The sequence below is a fragment of the Rossellomorea sp. SC111 genome, from assembly GCF_024733565.1.
Lineage (GTDB): Bacteria > Bacillota > Bacilli > Bacillales > Bacillaceae_B > Rossellomorea.
Genome location: NZ_JANIOC010000004.1, coordinates 72,517 through 94,966, shown reverse-complemented (window position 1 = coordinate 94,966; position 22,450 = coordinate 72,517). Strand labels below are relative to the sequence as shown.

Genomic DNA, 22,450 nt, shown 5'->3' with positions numbered 1-22,450 from the left:
GAAATTGAAATGGAAGTCTTTTCAACTTATTTAGCCGGGATCGATCATCCCGATCATCGTACGCGGATGGAGGAAATCCTGACCTGGGTGCAGGAAACATTCCCACAACTGGAACCAGCCATCAAGTGGAATACCCCGATGTTTACGGATCATGGTACCTTTATCATCGGGATCTCAACTGCGAAGCACCATGTGAGTGTAGCGCCGGAAGAAGTTACAATGGTACATTTCGCCGACCGCATTAAAGAAGCCGGTTACAGTGCGACCAAAGGTTTGTTTCGCATCCCGTGGAAAGATCCAGTCGATTACAGACTGCTTGAAGATATAATTACCTATAATATTCAAGAAAAAGCTGAATTCACTGGCTTTTGGCGAAAATAGAGGAAAGGAGTGCTGCATGTGATCAAGCCAAATCGCAAGGTTGATGGATTCATTAAAAAAGCGAAGAAGTGGCAGGAAGAATATGAAAGACTGAGAAGCATCCTTCTTTCCTTTGAAGAGCTGGAGGAGGAAATCAAGTGGATGCATCCCTGTTACACGTTAGAAGGAAAAAACATCGTGTTGATGCATGGTTTTAAAGACTATTGTGCCCTCTTGTTTCACAAAGGGGCGTTACTCAAGGATCCTCAAGGGATTCTGATCCAACAGACGGAGAATGTGCAGGCAGCCCGGCAGATCCGGTTCACCAGCGCAGAAGAGATCATTGAAATGAAGTCGATCCTGGAAGCCTACATCCAGGAAGCGATCGAAGTCGAAAAAGCGGGTCTGGAAGTGGAATTGAAAAAGACGGAAGAATATCCGCTTCCAGATGAACTGAAGCAGAAATTCGAGGAAATGCATGAATTGAAAACGGCTTTTGAAAACTTGACGCCGGGTCGCCAGAGGGCATATATCCTTTATATTTCCAAAGCGAAGCAAGCAAAAACCCGGGAGTCGAGGGTTGAAAAATATGTGCAGCATATTTTGGATGGTAAAGGATTAAATGACTAAAGAATGATGAAAGCAGGAAACGAAATGAGCAGCTCTTTTCCAGTTATTGAAACAGCTAGACTGATGTTACGGGAAGTCCTTCCAGCTGACGCTCCAGATATGTTGACTTACCTCTCTGACAAAAAGGTGGTCCAGTATATGGGACTGCCACCATTTCAATCCGTTCTGGAGGTACAGGGAGAAATCGATTGGTATAAGGAAATCCTAGAAAGCGGTACGGGCATTCGATGGGGGATAACGTTGAAGGACGAAAGAAAGGTCATTGGAAGCTGCGGTTTCCTGAATCTGCATCCAAAGCACTTTCGGGCGGAAGTAGGATTCGAATTGAACAGGGAGTATTGGGGGCAGGGGATAGCAGGTGAAGCGTTGGACGCTGTTGTCAATCATGGGTTTACACACCTTAATCTTGAGAGAATTGAAGCCTTGGTTATACCTGATAATGACGCCTCGAGAAAACTGGTGGAAGAGAAAGGTTTTCACAGAGAAGGTCTTCTCAGACATTATGAATATACGTGCGGGCAGTTTGATGATTTACTCATGTACTCCCTTTTAAAAGGGGAAAATAAAGAAAAAAGGGATGAAGCATAAGAGGGCTTCATCCCTTTTTCATATTTCCATAGAAAGGGCTTGCGGCTTCGACTGCGAGTTTCGCCTGCAACTGGGAGACGGTGAGAAACTTATACCCTTCTTTCTCAAGCATGGTCAATAATCCAGGAAGGGCATCGGCGGTAGTGGAATGAACATCATGAAGGAGGATGATGGCCCCGGGAGTCAATTCCTTCTCTACGGTAGAGTGGATGGCGTTCACCTGTTTGTTCTTCCAATCAAGTGAATCGACGGACCATAAGACGAGAGACGATCCGTTATCGTGGGCAAGGCGTTCGACCTCTCCATCGATGGCCCCATAAGGAGGGCGCAGGACAGAGGGGAGCTGACCCGTGGTACTCATGATCTTCTGTCTGGAGGCGAGGACCTCCTTCGTCATTTGCTCCTTAGAGATTTTCGTCAAATCTTTGTGATGGTCAGAATGATTGCCGATTTCATGCCCAGCTTCTGCAACACCCTTTGCCACTTCCGGATATTTCTCTGCCTGGCTGCCCAGCATGAAGAATGTGGCATGAACGTCATGGTCTTTCAACACCTTAAGAATCCGTGGTGTGACGTTGGGGTCCGGTCCGTCATCGAAGGTTAGGGCGACGTATTTTCCAGGTTCAATTGATGCCTTTGCCACTTCCAAGGAATCCACAATTTTTTCATCCAGATAGGGAAGAATGGCATGAATCGGAATGGTCAACTCGGTGGGACCGGATTCATCGATCTCATTAAAGTACAGGGTGAGCGCTGTTTCGTTGAGGGACCAGTTCCAAGAGGCTGGATCCTGTAACGCCTTCTGCACTTTAGGTTCAGGATGTCCCATGAGGCGGTTCCGGATCATATTGCTCGCCTCTTTATTTATCTCCATGATGTCAGGCAGCTTGACGATCTTCTTTTCAGCAGCATTGATGGTAAACGTCTTTACGTGTTCTATACCCCTGACGTCATCCACCAGCTGATAGGAATGAAAGAGTATGTGAAAGGTATCATCTGTCGCTTTCACACTGTCTGCCTGAATGACAAGGTGAGCACGTGAGCCATTACCCAGCTGCCTCTTGTTTTCCTTCACTTTTTTTAAAAAGGCTTTCTTTTCATGGGTAATCCATCCTTGGATGGGATTTTTTATGCTCTTATCTTCCATTTTCGGTGTTTTGATGGACATCGTATATGTATCCACATTCTTGGTTTCCGTTTTAAAGTCAATGGTCAGAGGGGACGCATTACCTGACTCAGGCTCGAATCGAATGGCCTCGACAAGCTGCGCTATTCCATAAATGAATGAAATACCGATCACAGCCAACACCACCCAACCTGGCCAGCGTATCCTTCTGAAGGGAATTTTCTTCAACATCTCGTATCCTCTTTTCTGGTAAAAAAGTCATCCTTAAAAAGCGAAACAATTCCAATTATTTCAAATTATTCATGATAATTCAATGATTCTTTCACGATTTTTAAATAAAATGGGAAAGAGTGGATGAACCTGAAACTTCTTCACCCTTACCATCGTCTATTAAGAAGAGAGTTTTCAGGGACAGGTTAGGTGGGTTTATGGAAAGTAAGTGGAAAAAGTTCGATTTGGATTTAATGTTTCTTGTGTTTGTGTTTATGATCATCAGTTGCGTGTCGATTTACAGCGCGCAAAAATATTTGCCTTACGAAGACAATTTCGCTATGAAGCAATGTATCTGGTTCATCGGCGGGGCTATTTTGACCTCCATCGTGTACTACTTCGATTTTGAACAGCTTAGAAGGTTATCCCCTTATTTGTACGGTTTTGGCATCCTGTTGCTGGCCTTCCTGATGGTGGCCCCTTCAAGCATTGCGCCGATTATCAAAGGAACGAAGGCGTGGTTTTCCATCCCGGGATTTGGATCTTTACAGCCATCTGAATTCATGAAGGTCTTTCTCATTCTCTTTTTGGCCCATGTCATTTCCCGCCACAATGAAAAGGTCGAAGAGAGGACGTTAACTTCGGATGGATTTTTACTGTTTAAAGTCGTGGCGTTCACCTTCATTCCCCTGGGGTTCATCCTGAAGCAGCCCGATGCCGGAACCGGGATGGTCATCATGTGCATCATGATCGGGATGGTCTTTATATCAGGAATCAATAAATATATCCTTTTGCTCTTATCGTTCTTAGGGGTATCAAGCATCGCTTCGCTCGTCTGGGTGTTCATTTACCGGACAGAGGTATTGTTATCGTTTATGGGGCAGTATCAACTGGATCGAATCTACTCCTGGCTAGATCCGTTCGGAAACGGCCAGGGGATAGGCTATCAATTGAGATTATCCATTCTTGCGTCAGGATCAGGCAAGATGACGGGAAAAGGATTCAACGACGGGCAGGTTGCCGTTCCTGAAGCCCATTCCGATTTCATCTTCACGGTCATTGGAGAGGAATTCGGGTTTGTTGGATCGTCCATCGTCCTGTGCCTGTATTTCGTGTTGATTTATAAAATCATCACCATCGTCCTACGGAATAAAGGTCAATATGAAATCCTGATCGGGGCAGGTATCATCTCCATGCTGACCTTTCATATTTTTGAAAATGTGGGAATGGTCATCGGACTGGTCCCAATCACCGGTATTCCCCTTCCGATGCTCAGCTACGGAGGAAGTTCCGTACTCGGTACGATCTTCGCCTTGAGCATCATCAATAACGTGTCGGCTACCACTAATGTGTATATGTTCGGGAGTAAAGAGTAAGGAGGGATAGGATGAAAAAATGGTGGATTCTATGGGTGCTGTCAATTCCCATTTGGTTGATCTCATACGTCTATTCCATCTTCATCACGGGCAAAAAAAATCGCCTATTTACCCCAGTCTGAGTGTAAACCGATGTTCATTTTTACCCCTCAGGATGTTCAGTATTGCAGTGATATTTACCCGGTGGATGTGGTGCTCATTGCCTTAAAGACGAACCCGTTCACCTATATTTGGTTGCTGAGCGGCTTGTACTTGGTGGGGTTTATCGTATATGTGATCGTCAGAAAAATAAAGGGAAAAAGGAGCTGAACACATTGGCAACGTGGATGGTACATTTCAGAATAGCAGAGAATCTATTGAATAGAGGATTACAGGTAGCGGAGAAAGAATTTCTCGTCGGGAATATCGGTCCGGATTGCGGTCTGCCTGATCCTGAGACAGGAATCTTTTATCCTGACAAAATCGCCACCCATTTTAAAGATGACGGGGGCATAAACCCGGATCTGTTTTTGAAAAAGTACATAATGGAGGGAGAGGATTTCACCGATCCCCTCTCCTCCTTTTATTTAGGCTACTACCTTCATCTTGTGACCGATGTGGAGTGGAGCAGGATGCATCGTGAAAAGAAGAAAGAACCCGGTTATCAAGCCATACTCGGCACGCCCGAATACACAAGAAAGGTAAAAAGGGACTGGTATGGTTCGGATTTTGTATATTTACAAGAAAACGAGGATACAATTTTTCACCGGGTTTTCCAACATATTGAGAGTTTCCCGGATTACCTGGACATCTTTCCGGAAAATCAGATTACGAAACAGATCAAGCGGATCACGGAGTTTTATTATAGCGATTCCTATGCGTTTGCCTTGGAACCGGAATACAGGTTTAACTATTTAACTCCTGATGAAATTTCACAGTTTGTTGAGGAGACGACGGAGAAGCTGGTGGATATCATTCAGATAAACTTCCAAGAGAAGGTTATCTATGACTCTATAAAGAAATAATTCAAATGAAATAATGAGAGGAAGGGTGCCACAGCATGAAGGAAGAACAGGCAAAGAAGCATATTTATCTCATAATGGGTTATTCAGGACTCCTGCTCATAGGCTTGGCGGTCTTCAGGAATCTTTCCGTTGAAAAGGATCATGTTGAATATGGCTTCCTGACGTTCGGATCTCTTTTCCTGATCGTCTATTTCAAATTTGCAGATGACAAAATCGGTGCTACGAAGAAAGAAAAGGCGTTTTATCGAATAGGATTAGTAGGGGGGCTCTGGTTGATCGCGTTCTATACAAATTAGTTCTGTAGTGAAGGACTGGAGGCGAATGATGGATTTTATGATCAAAGTCTTGATGTACATGATCTTCTTAATAGGAGCACTATATTTTTATTTCGGAGGCACCAAAAAAGCCAAGAAAGCCCACTACACTTTTATTATGGCAATTAGTGTGGTGTTATTAAGCTACTATTATTGGTTCCACCTACACTTATAGAAACCAGATTGTAAGAAAGAGAGTGCCTTTAAAGGTGAACATCATCCTGAATGATATCTATCAATTTATTTTGTATATTGTGGTATTCATATTAATCTTTTATGTGAGTGAAAAAACAGCCAGGAAGAAATGGAATATTGTGAGGAGGCGTGAAGCACAGGAGATCAATTCCTTTCACAAATGGGGGAAACGGATTCTGTGGATCATTTTCTTTGTCACCTGGGTATTTTTCTCTTCATGGCTAAAAAGTCTTCTAATCATTATGGTCATTGGGTTATTTGACGCCTATATGCAGTGGAAATCGGGGGAGAAAGAATACATCATTACCCTTCTCGGACTGGTTATATTCATTGTATTTATTACGTTTGGGTATTCGTTCCATATTCTTTCTGAATAACAAGAGGGAGGCACCATCTGTCACAGATGATGCCTCCCTTTCATGCTAGTTAGAACGGGACGTGAGTGTCGCCTCGGGTGCCTGTTCTATCTTCTTGATGAAGAATGATAGAACCAAGCTGACGGCTCCGATGATCATGATGGCAAAGTAGGTATCGTTGATGCCCCCAATCGATGCTTCCATGATCATATGGGCTTTCGACGAATCTGTGCCTTCCATCATGATGTCTTGGAGTTGATCTTTCGTCCGGCTCGTCATGATCGTGACAAGGAGGGACGTTCCGATGGCCCCGGCTACCTGCCTTGCCGTATTGGAAATGGCGGTCCCGTGTGAATGGAGACTTGATGGGAGCTGGTTCAGCCCGGCCGTCTGCAGCGGCATCAGGAAGAGTGCCATCCCGATCCGGCGACCGGCATACATCAGGATCAAATGCATATAGCTCGTTGAATCAGATAAATCCGTAAACGTGTACGTCGTGACCAGTATGATGGTGATTCCAATCACTGAAAGCCATTTTGCCCCAAACCGGTCAAACAATTTCCCCACGGCAGGACTCAACAGCCCCATTAACAATGCACCGGGGAGCATCAGGAATCCCGCTTCTAACGCAGTGAATCCCCTGGCATTTTGGAGATACAACGGAAGCAGGATCATATCTGCATACATGACCATTGTAATCACGCAATTAATGAGAGTAGTCAACGTGAACATATTATACCTGAACGCTCTAAGGTCAAGAAATGGTCGATCCGTCATCAGTTGTCTCCATGAAAAGAGCCCAACGGCTACAATTCCGACAGAAAGTGTAAGGATGACCTCGATACTGCCCCAGCCTTCACTGCCCGCTTCACTGAACCCATAAAGCAAGGCACCGAATCCAATCGTGGAAAGGATCAAGCTGACGATATCCATCTTGCTTTCAATCGTTTCCGACACATTCCTGAGAAAAATAAATCCGCAGACGATGATGATCAGAATAAACGGAATCATTCCATAGAATAACGTCTGCCAAGGGAACACATCAAGGACATATCCTGTCAGTGTCGGCCCGATCGCCGGAGCGAAAATGATTGCCAGGCCGACGGTCCCCATGGCCGTCCCCCTTTTTTCCGGGGGATAGAGTTTCAGTACCACATTCATCAGAAGCGGCATGATGATTCCGGTGGACGCAGCCTGAATCAGCCGTCCCGTCAGTAAAATTGGGAAAGTGGGTGCGAGGGCTGAGACAACCGTACCGACAAGAAAGATCAGCATTGCACTCAGGAATAACTGCCTCGTCGTATAGCGCTGCATTAAAAAGCCGGTTACGGGAATCAGGACACCGTTCACGAGCATATATCCCGTCGTCAGCCATTGCCCTGTGGACGCATCAATGCTAAACACGTCCATGATCGTGGGAAGGGCGACGGTCATAGTTGTTTGATTAAATATCGTAAAAAAGGCACCAAGTATCATAATGGTCATGACGGGGCCTTTTTTTATGGAGCTTGTAACGGTACTCAATCCTTTCCACTTCCTTTCGTGCGATTAATTTACATTGTGTAGTATACTAAACAAAACATAAATTAAATTATAGAAGCTATCCCGAAAGCTTTCAATGAACAGTACGGTTGGTTGTGTTGATTAGTTTACATTTTGAAAGTCCTTGTTGATTAATCATGGGAAACTCAACGGAATCACCGAAATCGTCAATTAGTCTCGGGGGAAGGGGAGATGATATGAGTAACAAGAAGAAACAGACAGATCCGAGGATCCTCCGAACACGCCAGCTGTTGAAAGACGCGTTCGTCCAATTGCTGCAGGAGATGGATCTTGAGAAATTAACCGTCAATCGACTGACCGAAACAGCTACTATCAATCGGGTGACATTTTACCTGCATTATCAGGATATTTCGGATATGCTTGATAAGATGGCTGATGAGATGATCCTCGAGATTTCAAGCGTGTTGGGAAAACCGGAAACGGACGAGCATCCGGATCATGAAGAAAATATCAAGGTGCTGGAGAGATTCCTTGAACATATCTCCCAGAATGGAAAGTTTTATAAAACGGTCCTTGCGACCAGAAGAATCCCGATCTTCAAAGAGAGGATCTTAACCTTTTTTACCGACTGGCTCGTGACGAGAATCGAGAGCAGGGGAGAGGCGTCCTTCGTCCAAAAAGCCGGCATTCAGCAGGAGATCTTCATATGGTACGACGCTGCGGCGATCATCGGGACCATTGAATCATGGCTGCGCAATGATATGCCCTATACCCCTGCTTTTCTGGCAAGGCAATTTTACTTGATCCATACTAGAGGATTCGATCAAAAGTAAAGATGAAAGGAATGAATCAACATGACGAAAGAAGAATTGGAATACAAAGTAAACGAAGTGAAATTAGACTATATCCGTATCCAGGGGGACCTTGAGAAGCTCGAGTCCTTCGGCAGAAACACGGATATCCAGCAAAGGAAACTAGACGAACTCGAGACTGAGCTTTCAGATTTACGTGAACAGCTGGAAGCGATCGATGTTTGATGAATATTGAGGGGCAAATCAAAATAGGTATATAGAAAGACAAACGGTACAAGTTTCATCTTGTACTATGCTCTTTGATTGGGGCTGATTTCTATGTATCGAAACCGGGACAAACAGGTCAATATCGTCATTATGGTGCTCTTTTGCATCCTGATCTTTCATATCATCCGCATCATCCTCCATGTAAGAGTCTATTTCGTATACAGCATGGGGATGGGATACCTCCTGTTTCTGGGAATGATCATTTTTCTGATAGTATTCCTTTTATTTAAAAGATGAAGCAACAGGTACTTTTTCTTTGATGGAAAAGTGCCTCTTTTTGGTTTGGGTGAATTACATAAAGGTAAATTATGTTAAAATATAGAGAATGCTAAGGTCAAGCAAATGGAGGTTATCTATGAAAAACATGAATTCATTGGCTTTACTTGTGTCGCTCATCGTATTGGTCGGGTTCCCCATTCTATTTCTCTTCGTCTCTTTGTACACGGGAGATTGGCGATATCTCATGTGGAGTCTTGCGCCGTCATTTTTAGCGGGATTTACGGGGTTGATCTTTACCCTTCAAACGATTAAAAAAGAAAAGAGTCTATCGAAATAAATAACAAAAAAATGAAGACAGGGAGGGTCGGAATGCACATATCTAAATTAAATCATGAACATCTCACAAATGACCAAATGACACATCTATTATTCTCTTCTATTCATGACGATCAAATGAATGGTGATTGTATCTTTGTTGCAGGAAGCAGCAAAGCAGTGAAGTACCGATTGCCGAAAGCGGTGGAGCTTTATAAACAGGGAAGGGCGGATAAGATCTTGTTTTCCGGTGGCGTGAAGTGGCCGGGCGCCGAGTTTCCAGAAGCCCAGCAATTAAAGAAAGAAGCCATCTCATTAGGAGTCTCGGAGGAGGACATCTTAACAGAAGATGTTTCCTTACATACTCTTGAAAATGTGCTTGCTTCCCTACTCGTCCTGAATCGGGCTTTTCATCTGTACAATATACGGCGGGTACTCGTCGTAACATCTTCCTACCATATGAGGAGGATGCACCTCACATTGAAAACGTATATGCCGGACTGGATCTCATTCACCCTATGTCCTGTGGATGATGACAATACCAATGAAGATAATTGGTTCCTAAGTGAAACTGGCGTCAAACGCGTCAAAGGGGAAACGGAGAAATTGATTCGGTACGTGAAGCAGGGTGCTTTGGAGGATGAAGATATTTTATTAATAAAATAGAATGCCAGGAGGCAAAACATGACGAAAGAAAAAGTGTATCCAGCATTCTGGAGGTTTGCCACTTACTTTACAGGCTTTTGGATTTTGTATGGCTGCTTTATCCTATTCCAGGATTTAGTCATCGAAAATCATTTCGATAGTCAGCCGCTCTATCTGATCGGGGGTATGGCCATTATGTTGGTACGGTCAATGCAAGAATATAAAAGGGCACAGAGGCATGGGGAAGAAATATCACAAAAATAAGAGGAGTGATTTTTTTGTTCACGGAAAAGGAGGGATGAATTCGTGTTAAGGATATTAGGTACGGTTTTCTCTTTGGCGTGTTTCGTCCTGGCCATCTATTTACTGGTGATGAAGGAATATAGATGGATTGAACTTATGACGTTAATGCTTGGTCTCTCCATTGGAATCATGGGGATAGAAGAAATTTTGAAGGATCATAAGGGGAGGGGATGGTTATTACTCTCAACCGGCTTACTTTGCCTGTACTCTTCGATCCAAGGGTTTTTATATTTCCATTAACAGGACAGTCTCACTGATGACTCACCATCAACTTCTGCAAAATAACAGATACATAACGGTCCGAAGATTTGGAAATGACTGAGGGTTGATTCCATATATTCCTTACGATCATCAAGATCAACTGCTCCGTCGCCGTCCTGCATCCTGTCACCCGATAGCCTGTCCGGAACATAAATGCTTCATAATCCTGATAAAACCTCTTGAAAGAATGCTGATCCCTGGATAGTAAACAGGTCATCAGATCCAGTTTATTCATCTTCATGAAAACACCTCCGACTTTATACTCATGTATCCATACCCTTATTTAACCAAGAGATAACACTCTTTCCATCATTTATTGAATAAATCCTTATTAATGTGGTATACATATGTTAAAAGGTGGTGCAGAAATGTCTTTCAAAACAACTACGGTGGCTCTCCTTCTGGGCAGTTCGGTATTCTTAACAGCCTGCAGCGGGGACGGGGCTGCAAAAGAAAAGGACGAAACCAATCAGTCCATGGATGAAAACCAAATGGACACTTCTACGGACATGAATGAAGAGAACAGTTCAGAGGACAAACCCGGTGAAGATATGAACGCCGATAATGGCAGCAAAGAAGATGCCGGAGATAGCAGTGGAATATCAGATAGTAATACTGACAGTGATAACGAGGATATTCAAAAGCGGGAATATGATTCACCTGAAGAAGCGGCGGCTCAAATCGAAGGGTATGAGAAGGTCGATCAGACGAATATCGATCTTGGTCACGGAATCAAAGGACTCCAGGAAGGGGCTGCCGGTCACGAGTATTTATACTGGAATGAAGGTCGCTGGCTGATCAAAGTCGATTTCCCGACGGATCCCCAATATAAAATTGAAGGATATGACGGGGCAGAGGACATGGCAAAGAAAGTCGTAGACTATTTAGAGAAGAATTACTTACCAGCGCCTGAGGACAAAGGCGTGATCACGATCAACGGATTCAAGGAACATCCCGAAACTGTTGTAAAGTGGCAGAAAGGAAAGACCGTCTATACGATCACATCCAAAGAAAAAGAGCCATTCGATGCCCTCGAAACGGCTGTCGAATCATCATGAAAAGGTGACCGGGATCCCGGTCACCTTTCTTATTCAGCGATTCATTTCCTGAAGCTTTTTCACATGATCCGAGTGAAATGGGGATCCTTCCACCTCGCTCACCACGCTGAATGGATTCCGGTCCGGATCAAAGAAATCGAAAAAACGCATACCGCCGAAGTCATCGATTTCCGTCGTCACCACACCTTTGTCGTTCAATTCCTTATGAATCGCATCGACATCCTGAACGACAAAATTGAAGTAGCTATTCTTCTGCTTCCCTTTAATGACAAACTCTGTCGGCTGAGGGGTTTCCACTTCGATCAACCCAAATTGGGTCGAACCATTGGGGAGGTAAAAACCCGCACCCCCGTCCCAAGAACCAATTTTCTTCACCCCCAAAAGCTCCTCATACCAGGAGGATGATTTCTCAAGATTTGTGACAGGGACAAACACACTTCCAATTTTAAACATAGTATCCTCTCCTTATAAATGAAATTCCTATGTATAACGAATATAATGAAGAAAAAGTTACAAAAAATGTGAGGCGGTTGGAATGATTTTTGATGACCTGGAACATACGGTCAACAAACTGTATCGGTATTGCTTGAAACTATCAGGCTCACCCTGGCAGGCGGAAGATCTTATACAGGAAACAATGCTGAAAATCTATCAGTTAAAAAAACAGGACCCAGGTCGGGAGTTCACTTTCTCTTTTCTATACAAAGTGGCCAAAAACCTTTTCATCGATGAAAAAAGAAAGAAGAAGGAATTTCTTTCTCATCATGAAGACATTCGGGAAGTAAGCGATCCTACCGAATTCGACGCTTTGATTGAGATCCTTCTTGCTGCGCTGCCCCTGCAACAGGCGATGCTCATCACCCTGAAAGATGTATTTAACTATAAGACAAAAGAAATCGCTGCCATGCTCAGGGTCAGTGAGGAGTCCATCAAAACAGCTCTACACCGTTCCAGAAAAAAACTGACTGCCGTTCCGGAAGATCTGCCTGTTCCTGAATTCTCTAATCCACAATTGATCCAGGGACTCTCAACCGCAATCAAGCAGTCGAACCCTTCCCGGATCTTTCTATTCTATCGTCTCTTGGAAACGCGCCATTTTCAGACGACGAGATGTCAAGAAGCGGCAGGCTTTCATATGATCGACCCTGAGGGGAATATTCTGGAAGTTGCCTCTCTCCATCACCATCCCCCCGAATAACCCATGACTTTATGCATATGAATTGATATCGTACCGTAAACGAATATTTACATAGACTTAAATTTCCCCCTCTTGTATTCATACTGATTTAATCATCTCATGTTTTACTAGAGTAGTAGCAAATACATCGGGAGGTTTTAATGATGAAAAAAAGACTATCAATCGGATTATCGATGGCGTTACTTGCATCTTCATCCTTAACAGCAATGGCTCACGACCATGAAGGTCACGGTAAAAAGAAAGATTCACACAAGAAAATCGAGAGTGTTGAATTCTCTTCCATGAAAGCTCCTGACATGATTAAAAACATGGTAAAAACCTATACAACAGCCACGGTAAAAGTGACGTATAAAGATGGAACAGTAAAAGAATTACCCCTTAACTATGACCAGCTCTACCTATCAAAGGATAAAATCGTCTCCAACAATGGGGAAAAGATTCCTGCAGGAACACCAATCGATGTGAACGGTGATCCGATCATGGACAAAAGTGTTCCAGCGAATCCTTCCTACTTCATATCGGATGCTCCTGATTCAAACAGCCTTTTGACCAAAGGGAATCAATCATTCATGATATCCCACTTCGAATACGATTCTCAAAACAATGCCGGTGAGGAGATTTACGGTTTGCCTGCATCGATGACGCTGTCTGAACTTAATCACGATAAGAAAACGGGCAAGCTTTCGGTGAAAGAAGCACATAAGATTGATTTCTCCAGCGTAGACGGATTATGGAATCCGTGTAACGGATCCACAACGGATTGGGGCACGCACCTTGGTTCAGAGGAATATGAGCCGGATGCAAGAGACTTTGAAAACAAAGATTCCGATGCTTATAAAGAAGTCAGCAACTTTGCGAACTATTACTTCCATGATGAATCCAAAGCCAATCCTTACCATTACGGATGGATCCCGGAAATTTCCGTTTCACATGACGGGAAGCCTTCTGTTGTCAAACATTACAGCACTGGCCGCTTCTCTCATGAAATGATGCAAGTCCTTCCGGATAACAAGACGGCCATTTTCGGTGACGACGGCGGTAATACGATGATGTTCATGTATGTAGCCGATAAAGAGGAGGATTTCTCATCAGGAACTTTATATGCTGCGAAGTTCAACCAAACCGGTACAGAAAAAGGCGGATCTGGAGAATTAAACTGGATCAAGCTGGGACACGGTACAGACAATGAAATCAGAGATATGATCGACGGTGGAGTGACATTCAGCGATATTTTTGAAACAACGGAAGAACCGACCGAAGGATTTACGGCTGTTAAGACGAACTCTCATGATTCCGTTGAATATCTAAAAGTGAAACCAGGGAAAGAAAAAGCAGCAGCATTCTTAGAACCGCGCCGTTACGGTGCCATCCTTGGAGCGACTTCAGAGTTCAACAAAATGGAGGGTCTTGCCGTCAACGCGGAAGATCATAAAGCATACATGGCCATCTCTTATCAAGAAGGAAGCATGGAAAAGCAGGAAGGAGCCGTTCAGGACGACATTCAACTTCCGAAGATTGAATCGGGTGTCACATATGAATTGAATCTTCAAGAAGGTCAAGCAGATCGTGACGATGAGAAGATCGACAGTGACTATGTTCCAGCAAGCATGAAAGGATTCGTTTTAGGAGAGGACCTCTCTTCTCCGGATGCACTAGGAAACACGGCAAATCCGGATTTAGTAGCAAACCCTGACAACCTGAGTTTCTCAGAAGATCTGAATACCCTATTCATCGGAGAAGACAGCGGTATGCACACGAACAACTTCGTGTGGGCCTATGATGTAAAAACGAAAAAGCTTTCCAGAATCCTTTCTGTTCCGGTTGGAGCCGAAGCAACTGGATTAAGAGCGGTGGATTCAATGAAGGACTCGAATTATGTCCTAAGCAATTATCAACATCCAGGCGCAGATCTTGATGAGAAAGAAATCACAGCAGTCGATAAAAATGAATTGGAACAAGCGATGAAAGATACGCTAGGCATCATGGAAACGGGCGGAGTCGGCTACATTTCCGGTATCCCTGGTGTTGATACAAAAGGTGAACACCATAAAAGGCATCACGATAACAAAGAGGAAGATCGTAAAGATCACGATTCAGAAAATTAATTTAAGATGAATACAGGTCTGTCACCGACACGTTAGAGCATTAGCGTGAAGGGGGCAGACCTCTTTTTCATGAAAGAATCATTGAGTTATTAGTCTTAATTTGAAATAATTGGTATATGAGTGATAAATAAGGAGGGGGAAAATGCGCAACGATCGATTCTTTCTGGAATTGGCGCTTGAAGAAGCCGAAAAAGCATTAAACGATCAAACATATCCGGTGGGCGCTGTCATCGTGGATGAAAGTCGGAACATCATCTCAACAGGACGAAATCGTGTCCACTCTCACCAGGATGCAACGGCCCATGCAGAAATGGATGCCATCCGGAATGCCGGTTCGTCCATTTTCAAAGCGAAAATAGAAGGCGAAACATTAACGATTTACACTACTGTGGAACCGTGTCTCATGTGCACTGGCGGGATCCTTTTCGCTAAAATCAGGAGAGTGGTGTGGCTGCTGAATGATGGGGAAGGATTTGGCGGATATAAAAAAGTAAACACTGCCGGCATCTTTGAACGAAAACTTAACGAAGTCGACGTACTGGAAGAACCGTATGCCGATTTAAAGATGAAGCAGCTTGAACTCATGAGACGGTGGGAGGAGAGCCCCAATCATGTAGTGAACTTGCGAAATGCATTTAAAAAGGGAGGATGAAAAGGGTCAACCTTTCAGTGAATTCATTCTAATATAGTTGATCTTCTTAACGAAGAACTCATCAAAGCCTGAACAGAGACAGTAAAGTCGTACTTTTAAAATTATGATACATACGAGGGAAACGTTTATGGACAATGTAACCACACCCCTATTATCTCACTATCAACAACGTCATCTAAAACAGCGTCCCTTCATCGTCGGGATCGATGGGCTGGGTGGATCGGGGAAGACCACCCTTGCCAGAAGTTTGAAGCAAGAATTAAAGCTCGCAAGCTGTGACGCGGTCATCCTCCATATGGACGACTACATTGTGGAAAAGGGTGACCGGTATGGAACAGGGAACGAGGAATGGTATGAATATTACGCCCTCCAGTGGAATATCGAAGAGCTTCGTAAAAAACTTTTCCAAAAGTTACATAGAGGATGTGACTCTATCACATTACCATTCTATGAAGCCGTTTCGGACTCAGTCGTATCGAAACCCCTCCACGTAGACGGGGTAAGGGTGGTCCTGATTGAAGGCGTCTTCCTGCAGCGGAAAGAGTGGCGCGCTTTCTTCGACTATGTGATTTTTTTGGATTGCCCGACGGAACTCAGAACCGAAAGAGTCATCGGACGGGACACCTACCTCGGGGATGAGCAGGCCAGGGTCGAAAAGTATAAGAGAAGATACTGGCTGGCAGAGGATCATTATCTTCTTCACGAAAATCCTACCGGACAAGCAGACTATATTGAAAGAATCTGAAAATGTCGTAAATTGTTGAAATATTCTCTATCTTCATCTGTTTTTTTGTTAAAATAGAACTATATATAAACAGAAGGCGAATGGTGCCCAGATGAGTATAGTGAAGGATTTCCTTTTGCAGCTCGCGCTAATGATCATACCGATATTCAGTTATTTCACCTTTATTCTGGAAAAGGTAAAGAATGACAGCACGATCAAGATGTTCGTAACCCTGTTGTGGGGAACGTCCATCTTGTTATGCATGTCTTTTCCCGTGGAATATGCGGGAGGGGCTCGCCTGGATTTAAGATTTATTCCACTCCTTCTTGGTACCTTATATCTTGGGATGTGGCCGGGGATATTCCTGTCCGTCCTGATTATTTTATATCGCATGACCTCAGGAATCACGATGGGCATTTATACGACAATCCTTGTACTCGTCATCACCCTGCCTGTCATTTTGTATGTTCAACGAAAGTTTATCCGGGTGAAAAGGGATCGAAGAGTGATGATGGCAGCAGGGTTATCCTTCCTGTATTGCCTCTGTGGCATGACGGTGTTCAGTCTTTTGAATGGAATCTCACCCACCGTTTTGAACGTGCAGGGTATCCATCTTCTTTTTACCGTTGCCGTTACCTGTTTCTGTACCGTACTAATTGAAAAGATCCGTGAGACCCATCAGCTGAAGCTCGAGGTGCAGAATGCGGAGAAATTCAGGATGATCAGTGAGCTGACCAGTGTGTTTGCCCATGAAATCCGGAATCCCATGCAGGTGACCCGTGGCTTTCTTCAGTTACTCGATGAGCCGGACTTGCCTCATCATAAAAAAGAATATATCAAGGTGTCCATTGAAGAATTGGACCGGGCCAATGAAATCATCAACGACTTCCTGGCGCTCGGCAAGCCTTCCATGAATACATACGGGACCATCAATGTCGGTGAACAGTTAAAGCGTGTCACCACGCTCATTCAAACATTCAGTATAAACCAGCAGGTGGAGTTCAAATCCACTATAGCGGATGACTGCTGGATTAAAGCAAACCCTCAGAAGCTGAACCAGTCACTGATCAATATCCTGAAAAATGCCGTGGAATCCATGCCCGATGGTGGAACCGTATGGATCGCCTGTTATCGAACCGATGACGGACACATCAGAATCACCATCAAAGACCAGGGAATCGGTATGAACCCGAAGCAAGTCGAACGCCTCGGTTCTCCCTATTATTCTCTCAAAGAAAAAGGTACCGGGCTCGGGATGATGGTGAGCTACCAAATCATCCGTTCTTTCAAAGGGAGGATCACAGTGGAAAGTGAAGAAGGGGTCGGTACGGAGTTTGTCATTGAATTTCCGCGGGTTGAAACGTGAAAAACGACTTAGACCTTCATCAGTCAAAGTCGTTTTTTCTGCTTGTCCCTCATAAAGAAAATTCGACGTGGCTGCTCGATTCCATTCAAAACCGGCATGATTATGTCCAATCTCGCACGATTATTCTCAGTCCCGCATGAAAAATCCAGAACCGGCATGATTAGCAGACAAGGAATGTCTTTATGGGGATTTAGACCAATAAAGGATTGAGTTTACATGAATATTTTGAAATAATTGGTATGTAACTGAACACCTAGGAGGATAACAATAAGATGGATCATTTTTTATTAAAGAGTTTCCTATTTTTATCAATCTATGCACTGCTCATCTTCCTATTTAACGCAGGAATGAGAAAAATATTGAAGGTCAAGAGGAAGAAGAGGTTCTCGTATAACCATGTGAATGATCATCATAAAAAGCTGGATTGGATGATTCGAATTACATTCTTGATCCTCATCGTCGTTGCAGGTATCTATAATGCTTCCAATCTGGATCAAGACGGAAGAGTATGGTACTTGGAGCCGTATATGATGGTATTCGGATTGGTCCTGGTATCGGAAACAGTCAGGGCCTTCTTTGAAAAAAGGCATTCAGAGAATCCCAATGATTATAAATTCACCCTTTCACAACTAGCCTTCCTATCCATCACGTTACTGTTGTTCCTTACAACCGAATTTTTCGGAATATTCACCTAATGGAGGGGCCACGATGAAGAATGGTAGACCAAAAAGAATCCGGGACTACGGAGTGAAAATCGGCAAGTTAGAAACGGGTCCCAACAATTCTATTACTGATATTGAGGGCGTGACGGTCGGTCATATCACCCTTAGTGAAAACGATAGGCAAACTGGCGTCACGGCGATCCTGCCTCATCAGGGGAACCTATATAAAGAGAAACTCATTGCCTCCACCCATGTCATCAATGGGTTCGGTAAGACGATGGGGACGATCCAAATCAATGAACTGGGAACCTTGGAAACTCCCATTCTATTAACGAATACATTGAGCATCGGTACAGCCGCCGATGCCTTGATCGATTACATGCTCGAACAGAATCCTGAAATCGGCAGAACGACGGGGACCGTCAATCCCTTGGTGTGTGAGTGCAATGACATGTTTTTAAACGATATCAGGGCACGGTTCATTACGAAGGATCATGTCCGGCAGGCGCTGGAAAACGCCTCTTCATTCGTCGAAGAGGGGACGGTCGGAGCCGGTACAGGCATGCTCTGCTATTCCTTGAAAGGCGGAATCGGGACGGCTTCAAGAATCATGAAGATGGACCACGGGACCTACACAATGGGTGTTCTCGTCTTGACGAACTTCGGCATCCTGAGCGACCTGACCGTGAACGGAAAGACCGTCGGAGAAGAACTGAAGGAAAGAATCCTCCAATCCCGCGAAGAACAGGACAAAGGCTCCGTCATCATCATTGCAGGGACGGGCCTCCCCGTATCCGAAAGGCAGCTCAACCGGATCATCAAGCGGACGATCACGGGATTATCCCGTACAGGCTCCATCATTACAACCGGGAGTGGTGAAGTGGTCATCGGCTTCTCGACGGCAACGAAGATCCCCCATGACAAAACCACCCAATGCATGTCTGTCCCCATGATTCATGAAGAAGATATCGACCTTGCATTCCGCGCCATTGGAGAAGCGACGGAAGAAGCAGTATTGAATTCATTGATCACGGCAACGCACGTGGTGGGCAGGGATGGAAATGAAAGACCGGCGTTAAAAGATTTACTGAAGAAATATAGTATTCGACTATAAACACACCTGGGGGGAATTATGGAATCAACATTGATTATCATACGAGGAAATTCCGGCAGCGGAAAAACAACCACCGCCAAACGTCTTCAACAGCATCTGGGACGGGGGACGCTCCTCGTTTCCCAAGATGTCGTCCGCCGCGACATGTTGAAGGTACAGGACCGGGACGGCAACCTGTCCATGGATCTGATCAGGCAGATCACAGAATACGGTAGAGGGAAATGTGAGCACGTCATTGTGGAAGGGATTTTTTCCGAACAGCGCTACGGAGACATGATTCGGGAGTTGATCCAATTCTATAACGGAAAAGCCCATTCATACTACTATGATTTATCGTTTCAAGAAACCGTCCGCCGACATAACTCCCGTTCAAAAAGGACAGAATTCGGGGAGGATTCTTTGCGTGACTGGTGGAATGCGGAGGACTATCTCCGTGTGGATGGAGAAGTTCAATTGACGGATGAAATGACCCAGGATGAGATAGTGGAAATGATTTTAAATCAAATATGAAAAAAGGGAGTGCAACATGTTAAACGTTAAACCATTAGAAGACAGAGACTATGAACTGATCAAAGAAGCAGAAAGAGTAATAGAAACGAATTATCGGTACGGTCGGCATCACATCGGTTCAGCTGTCAGAGCAACATCCGGGAAGGTATATGCAGCTGTCCACGTCGAAGCAAACGTTGGCAGGATCACCGTATGCGGCGAAGCGATGGCCCTCGGGAAATCCATCTCTGAAGGAGACCATGAATTTGAAACGATTGTCGCAGTGGCGCACCCCCATCCCCATGAAGATATCGAGAAATGCTGGGTCGTCGCACCTTGTGGGATGTGCAGGGAATTAATCAGTGACTACGGTACCCATACCGATGTCATCTTATCGTATCATGGTGAATTGGTGAAGTGTAATGTGATGGAATTGTTGCCGGAGAAGTATGAAAGTGATGTTGAATAACCTTTCAATTCAATAATGAAATTTGCGGAAATTCAAAGGAGGCGACCCATGATTCATTTCAAAAACGACCATCTAACAGTTTTTCAAAGTGCACTATATCAGACCACATCAGCCATTATTCAAACCGAAGACGTCATGATCATAACCGATCCCAATTGGCTGCCGCATGAAGTCGCGGCGATCCGGGAGCACGTGGATAGAGAATTAGGTCACAAGAAGCTTTACATCATCTATACGCACAGTGATTTCGACCATATCATCGGATCGGGTGCCTTTCCCGAGGCAAAGGTGATCGCTTCAGAAGAATTCAAGCAACATGAACACAAAGTGGAAATTATGCAGAAGGTACGTGAGTTTGATCAGCGATATTATATCAAAAGGGATTACGAGCCCCATTATCCATCCGTTGATTACGCCATAACCGGCGATGGGGAAAAGCTCGAACTGGGCCACCTTACATTAACCTTTTACAAAGCACCCGGCCACACGCGTGACGGTCTATTCACCGTCATTGAACCAGTGGGCATCTTCTTATCAGGTGACTATTTATCCGATGTCGAGTTCCCTTTCATTTTCAGCAGTTACATAGATTATAAGGAAACATTGAAGAAGGCTGAATTAATCCTGCGAGATCACACGGTCCATGTTCATGTACCAGGTCACGGTTCCGTGACGGAGGACCCTGCTGAAATGGAGCGAAGAATGAAGGAATCTACGTACTATATAGACAACCTTCTACAGGAGAGTGAAAACGTCGAAGCCTTTTGCCGGGAACGATTTGCTTTTTTTGAAGGAATGAAGAATATCCATTCTCAGAACCTCGATTTGGCGAAAAACGAGGTGGGAAAAGCCGATCAGAGCCCTGATATCAGCACGAATTCATAGAAAAAAAGCAGCAAAGGTGGGGGATTTCATTGAAACTCGTTTTACTATTCGGACCTCAGGCCGTCGGAAAAATGACGGTAGGACAAGAATTAGAAAAAAGAACAGAACTAAAACTATTTCATAATCATATGACCATCGAATTGCTCCAGCCTTACTTCGGGTTCACTGAGGAAATGTGGAGAATCTGCAACATGCTGAGAGTGGAAATCTTTGAATCCTATGTGAAGACGGATCAGTACGGAATGATTTTCACTTTCATGTGGGCATTCAACGAAGAAGAGGACTGGAAATGGGTTGAGAAGGTTACATCTATTTTCGAATCCAACGGGGCAGAAGTCTATTTCGTGGAATTGGAGTCAGACTTGGAAGTACGACTGAAGCGAAACATCACACCGAACCGCGTGGAACATAAACCTTCCAAGCGAAATATCGAAGACTCCGAAAAACGCTTGCTTGCTTCCCTGGATACCCATCGTCTGAATTCTGTAGAAGGGGAAATAGAAAGAGAGAATTATATCAAGATCAATAATACAAATATGAGTGCGGAAGAGGTTGCTGACAAAATAATAGACGAATTTCAGTTAGAGAGAGGGACAGACCTCATAAAATGAATCAGGAAAAATAGGAGGATCTATGACAACCAATATCTTTCATTCCCCGCCGACATTAGAAAACGAAAAAATAAAATTGATTCCACTGGAAATTAAGCATTCCAAAAGTCTTCTGGAAGCGAATGACCCGGAGATTTGGCGTTATATGCTGAGGGAGATCACAACCATCGAAGAAATGGAACAATGGGTAGCAGCAGCCATCCGGCTAAGGGAGCAACAGACCGCCTTGCCTTTTGCCGTGGTGTTAAAAGAACAGAATAAAATCGTCGGCTCCACCAGATTGTTCGAAATCAATCTTACACAAAAATCGTGTGAACTCGGTTCTACCTGGTACAGCAAAGACCATCAAAGGTCACTCGTCAATTCCAATTGCAAGTATCTGATCCTCCAGTACTGCTTTGAAGTACTCGGGATGATGCGGGTTCAGCTTAAAACAGATGAACGAAATCTCCGTTCTCAGAAAGCCATTGAACGAATGGGTGCTGTGAAAGAGGGAGTGCTGAGGAAAGAAAGGATCCTGTCAGGGGGCTATGTCAGGAATGCCGTTGTGTATTCGATTATTGATGAGGAGTGGTATTCTATTAAAGAAGGGTTTGCTTTGAGGGATTCGAAGTATTGAACTGAATCTGCTTT

32 protein-coding genes are annotated in these 22,450 nt (G+C 44.3%); 28 read left to right on the top strand and 4 right to left on the bottom strand.

From position 1 onward, the window contains the following. Positions 1-9: 9 nt before the first annotated feature. Genes NQ095_RS06065 through NQ095_RS06055 form a run of 3 tightly spaced genes read left to right on the top strand, consistent with a single transcriptional unit; the run spans position 10 to position 1,578 of the window. Positions 10-381, top strand: coding sequence for an iron chaperone (locus NQ095_RS06065; protein ID WP_258262586.1), 372 nt, complete (start codon positions 10-12; stop codon positions 379-381). Between the two features lie 18 nt (positions 382-399). Further along, positions 400-990 (top strand): YdeI/OmpD-associated family protein, encoded by a 591-nt coding sequence (locus tag NQ095_RS06060; RefSeq protein ID WP_375162814.1) that lies wholly within the window; start codon positions 400-402, stop codon positions 988-990. Positions 991-1,014: 24 nt separating this feature from the next. Beyond that, entirely contained in the window at positions 1,015-1,578 is a 564-nt protein-coding gene (locus NQ095_RS06055; RefSeq protein ID WP_258262585.1) for a GNAT family N-acetyltransferase, read from the top strand. A gap of 7 nt (positions 1,579-1,585) precedes the next feature. Here the strand turns inward: NQ095_RS06055 and NQ095_RS06050 are convergent, their stop codons facing one another. Continuing rightward, entirely contained in the window at positions 1,586-2,935 is a 1,350-nt protein-coding gene (locus NQ095_RS06050) for a polysaccharide deacetylase family protein (protein WP_258262584.1), read from the bottom strand. A 197-nt stretch (positions 2,936-3,132) separates the two neighbouring features. On the opposite strand from NQ095_RS06050, the gene NQ095_RS06045 reads away from it, so the two are divergent. From NQ095_RS06045 to NQ095_RS06025, 5 genes are all read left to right on the top strand, one after another. Beyond that, on the top strand, positions 3,133-4,290 hold the full coding sequence (locus NQ095_RS06045) for an FtsW/RodA/SpoVE family cell cycle protein (protein WP_258262583.1): 1,158 nt from the start codon (positions 3,133-3,135) through the stop codon (positions 4,288-4,290). Between the two features lie 132 nt (positions 4,291-4,422). Further along, positions 4,423-4,599: a hypothetical protein gene (locus tag NQ095_RS06040; RefSeq protein WP_258262582.1), complete on the top strand. Its 177-nt coding sequence runs from the start codon at positions 4,423-4,425 to the stop codon at positions 4,597-4,599. Positions 4,600-4,604: 5 nt separating this feature from the next. Further along, positions 4,605-5,294, top strand: a complete 690-nt coding sequence (locus tag NQ095_RS06035; protein ID WP_258262581.1) for a zinc dependent phospholipase C family protein — start codon at positions 4,605-4,607, stop codon at positions 5,292-5,294. A 35-nt stretch (positions 5,295-5,329) separates the two neighbouring features. Next, positions 5,330-5,590 carry a hypothetical protein gene (locus NQ095_RS06030; protein ID WP_258262580.1) on the top strand — a complete coding sequence of 87 codons (261 nt, stop codon included), beginning with the start codon at positions 5,330-5,332 and terminating at the stop codon, positions 5,588-5,590. A gap of 227 nt (positions 5,591-5,817) precedes the next feature. Next, positions 5,818-6,180, top strand: coding sequence for a DUF4181 domain-containing protein (locus NQ095_RS06025; protein WP_258262579.1), 363 nt, complete (start codon positions 5,818-5,820; stop codon positions 6,178-6,180). 45 nt (positions 6,181-6,225) lie between these two features. On the opposite strand, the gene NQ095_RS06020 is transcribed toward NQ095_RS06025, so the two are convergent. Beyond that, positions 6,226-7,644 (bottom strand): DHA2 family efflux MFS transporter permease subunit, encoded by a 1,419-nt coding sequence (locus tag NQ095_RS06020; RefSeq protein ID WP_258262833.1) that lies wholly within the window; start codon positions 7,642-7,644, stop codon positions 6,226-6,228. A gap of 254 nt (positions 7,645-7,898) precedes the next feature. On the opposite strand from NQ095_RS06020, the gene NQ095_RS06015 reads away from it, so the two are divergent. The 7 genes from NQ095_RS06015 (at position 7,899) to NQ095_RS05985 (ending at position 10,463) form a co-directional block, all read left to right on the top strand. After that, positions 7,899-8,495, top strand: a complete 597-nt coding sequence (locus NQ095_RS06015) for a TetR/AcrR family transcriptional regulator (RefSeq protein ID WP_258262578.1) — start codon at positions 7,899-7,901, stop codon at positions 8,493-8,495. Positions 8,496-8,516: 21 nt separating this feature from the next. Beyond that, positions 8,517-8,699 carry an SE1832 family protein gene (locus NQ095_RS06010; RefSeq protein ID WP_258262577.1) on the top strand — a complete coding sequence of 61 codons (183 nt, stop codon included), beginning with the start codon at positions 8,517-8,519 and terminating at the stop codon, positions 8,697-8,699. A gap of 93 nt (positions 8,700-8,792) precedes the next feature. Beyond that, positions 8,793-8,978: a hypothetical protein gene (locus NQ095_RS06005; protein WP_258262576.1), complete on the top strand. Its 186-nt coding sequence runs from the start codon at positions 8,793-8,795 to the stop codon at positions 8,976-8,978. A gap of 118 nt (positions 8,979-9,096) precedes the next feature. Beyond that, on the top strand, positions 9,097-9,297 hold the full coding sequence (locus tag NQ095_RS06000; RefSeq protein ID WP_258262575.1) for a hypothetical protein: 201 nt from the start codon (positions 9,097-9,099) through the stop codon (positions 9,295-9,297). A 32-nt stretch (positions 9,298-9,329) separates the two neighbouring features. After that, on the top strand, positions 9,330-9,941 hold the full coding sequence (locus NQ095_RS05995; RefSeq protein WP_258262574.1) for a YdcF family protein: 612 nt from the start codon (positions 9,330-9,332) through the stop codon (positions 9,939-9,941). A gap of 18 nt (positions 9,942-9,959) precedes the next feature. Next, positions 9,960-10,184, top strand: coding sequence for a hypothetical protein (locus tag NQ095_RS05990; protein ID WP_258262573.1), 225 nt, complete (start codon positions 9,960-9,962; stop codon positions 10,182-10,184). A gap of 42 nt (positions 10,185-10,226) precedes the next feature. Beyond that, positions 10,227-10,463 (top strand): DUF3953 domain-containing protein, encoded by a 237-nt coding sequence (locus NQ095_RS05985; RefSeq protein ID WP_258262572.1) that lies wholly within the window; start codon positions 10,227-10,229, stop codon positions 10,461-10,463. A 10-nt stretch (positions 10,464-10,473) separates the two neighbouring features. Here NQ095_RS05985 and NQ095_RS05980 read toward each other — a convergent pair whose 3' ends face one another. Then, the gene (locus tag NQ095_RS05980) at positions 10,474-10,725 is read right to left on the bottom strand and encodes a hypothetical protein (protein ID WP_258262571.1); all 252 of its coding nucleotides are present in this window, start codon (positions 10,723-10,725) and stop codon (positions 10,474-10,476) included. Between the two features lie 127 nt (positions 10,726-10,852). Here NQ095_RS05980 and NQ095_RS05975 point away from each other — a divergent pair, with 127 nt between their 5' ends. Beyond that, a complete protein-coding gene (locus tag NQ095_RS05975) occupies positions 10,853-11,542 on the top strand; it encodes a hypothetical protein (RefSeq protein ID WP_258262570.1) in 690 nt (229 codons plus the stop codon). A gap of 33 nt (positions 11,543-11,575) precedes the next feature. Here the strand turns inward: NQ095_RS05975 and NQ095_RS05970 are convergent, their stop codons facing one another. Further along, the gene (locus NQ095_RS05970; RefSeq protein WP_258262569.1) at positions 11,576-11,995 is read right to left on the bottom strand and encodes a VOC family protein; all 420 of its coding nucleotides are present in this window, start codon (positions 11,993-11,995) and stop codon (positions 11,576-11,578) included. An 82-nt stretch (positions 11,996-12,077) separates the two neighbouring features. On the opposite strand from NQ095_RS05970, the gene NQ095_RS05965 reads away from it, so the two are divergent. From NQ095_RS05965 to NQ095_RS05910, 12 genes are all read left to right on the top strand, one after another. Beyond that, positions 12,078-12,740: an RNA polymerase sigma factor gene (locus NQ095_RS05965; protein ID WP_258262568.1), complete on the top strand. Its 663-nt coding sequence runs from the start codon at positions 12,078-12,080 to the stop codon at positions 12,738-12,740. 143 nt (positions 12,741-12,883) lie between these two features. Next, positions 12,884-14,845 (top strand): PhoX family protein, encoded by a 1,962-nt coding sequence (locus NQ095_RS05960; RefSeq protein ID WP_258262832.1) that lies wholly within the window; start codon positions 12,884-12,886, stop codon positions 14,843-14,845. A gap of 142 nt (positions 14,846-14,987) precedes the next feature. Further along, complete coding sequence (locus tag NQ095_RS05955) at positions 14,988-15,497, top strand: nucleoside deaminase (RefSeq protein ID WP_258262567.1); 510 nt, start codon at positions 14,988-14,990, stop codon at positions 15,495-15,497. A 127-nt stretch (positions 15,498-15,624) separates the two neighbouring features. Then, positions 15,625-16,242, top strand: coding sequence for a kinase (locus tag NQ095_RS05950; RefSeq protein ID WP_258262566.1), 618 nt, complete (start codon positions 15,625-15,627; stop codon positions 16,240-16,242). 91 nt (positions 16,243-16,333) lie between these two features. Further along, a complete protein-coding gene (locus tag NQ095_RS05945) occupies positions 16,334-17,587 on the top strand; it encodes a HAMP domain-containing histidine kinase (protein ID WP_258262565.1) in 1,254 nt (417 codons plus the stop codon). 272 nt (positions 17,588-17,859) lie between these two features. Then, positions 17,860-18,282, top strand: a complete 423-nt coding sequence (locus tag NQ095_RS05940) for a DUF4181 domain-containing protein (protein ID WP_258262564.1) — start codon at positions 17,860-17,862, stop codon at positions 18,280-18,282. A 13-nt stretch (positions 18,283-18,295) separates the two neighbouring features. After that, the gene (locus NQ095_RS05935) at positions 18,296-19,363 is read left to right on the top strand and encodes a DmpA family aminopeptidase (RefSeq protein ID WP_258262563.1); all 1,068 of its coding nucleotides are present in this window, start codon (positions 18,296-18,298) and stop codon (positions 19,361-19,363) included. Between the two features lie 18 nt (positions 19,364-19,381). After that, positions 19,382-19,873 (top strand): kinase, encoded by a 492-nt coding sequence (locus NQ095_RS05930; protein ID WP_258262562.1) that lies wholly within the window; start codon positions 19,382-19,384, stop codon positions 19,871-19,873. Between the two features lie 16 nt (positions 19,874-19,889). Then, positions 19,890-20,321: a cytidine deaminase gene (locus tag NQ095_RS05925; protein ID WP_258262561.1), complete on the top strand. Its 432-nt coding sequence runs from the start codon at positions 19,890-19,892 to the stop codon at positions 20,319-20,321. A 48-nt stretch (positions 20,322-20,369) separates the two neighbouring features. After that, positions 20,370-21,206, top strand: a complete 837-nt coding sequence (locus NQ095_RS05920) for an MBL fold metallo-hydrolase (RefSeq protein WP_258262560.1) — start codon at positions 20,370-20,372, stop codon at positions 21,204-21,206. A gap of 29 nt (positions 21,207-21,235) precedes the next feature. Next, the gene (locus NQ095_RS05915) at positions 21,236-21,817 is read left to right on the top strand and encodes an AAA family ATPase (RefSeq protein WP_258262559.1); all 582 of its coding nucleotides are present in this window, start codon (positions 21,236-21,238) and stop codon (positions 21,815-21,817) included. Positions 21,818-21,839: 22 nt separating this feature from the next. Continuing rightward, positions 21,840-22,436, top strand: a complete 597-nt coding sequence (locus NQ095_RS05910; protein WP_258262558.1) for a GNAT family N-acetyltransferase — start codon at positions 21,840-21,842, stop codon at positions 22,434-22,436. Positions 22,437-22,450 lie beyond the last annotated feature (14 nt).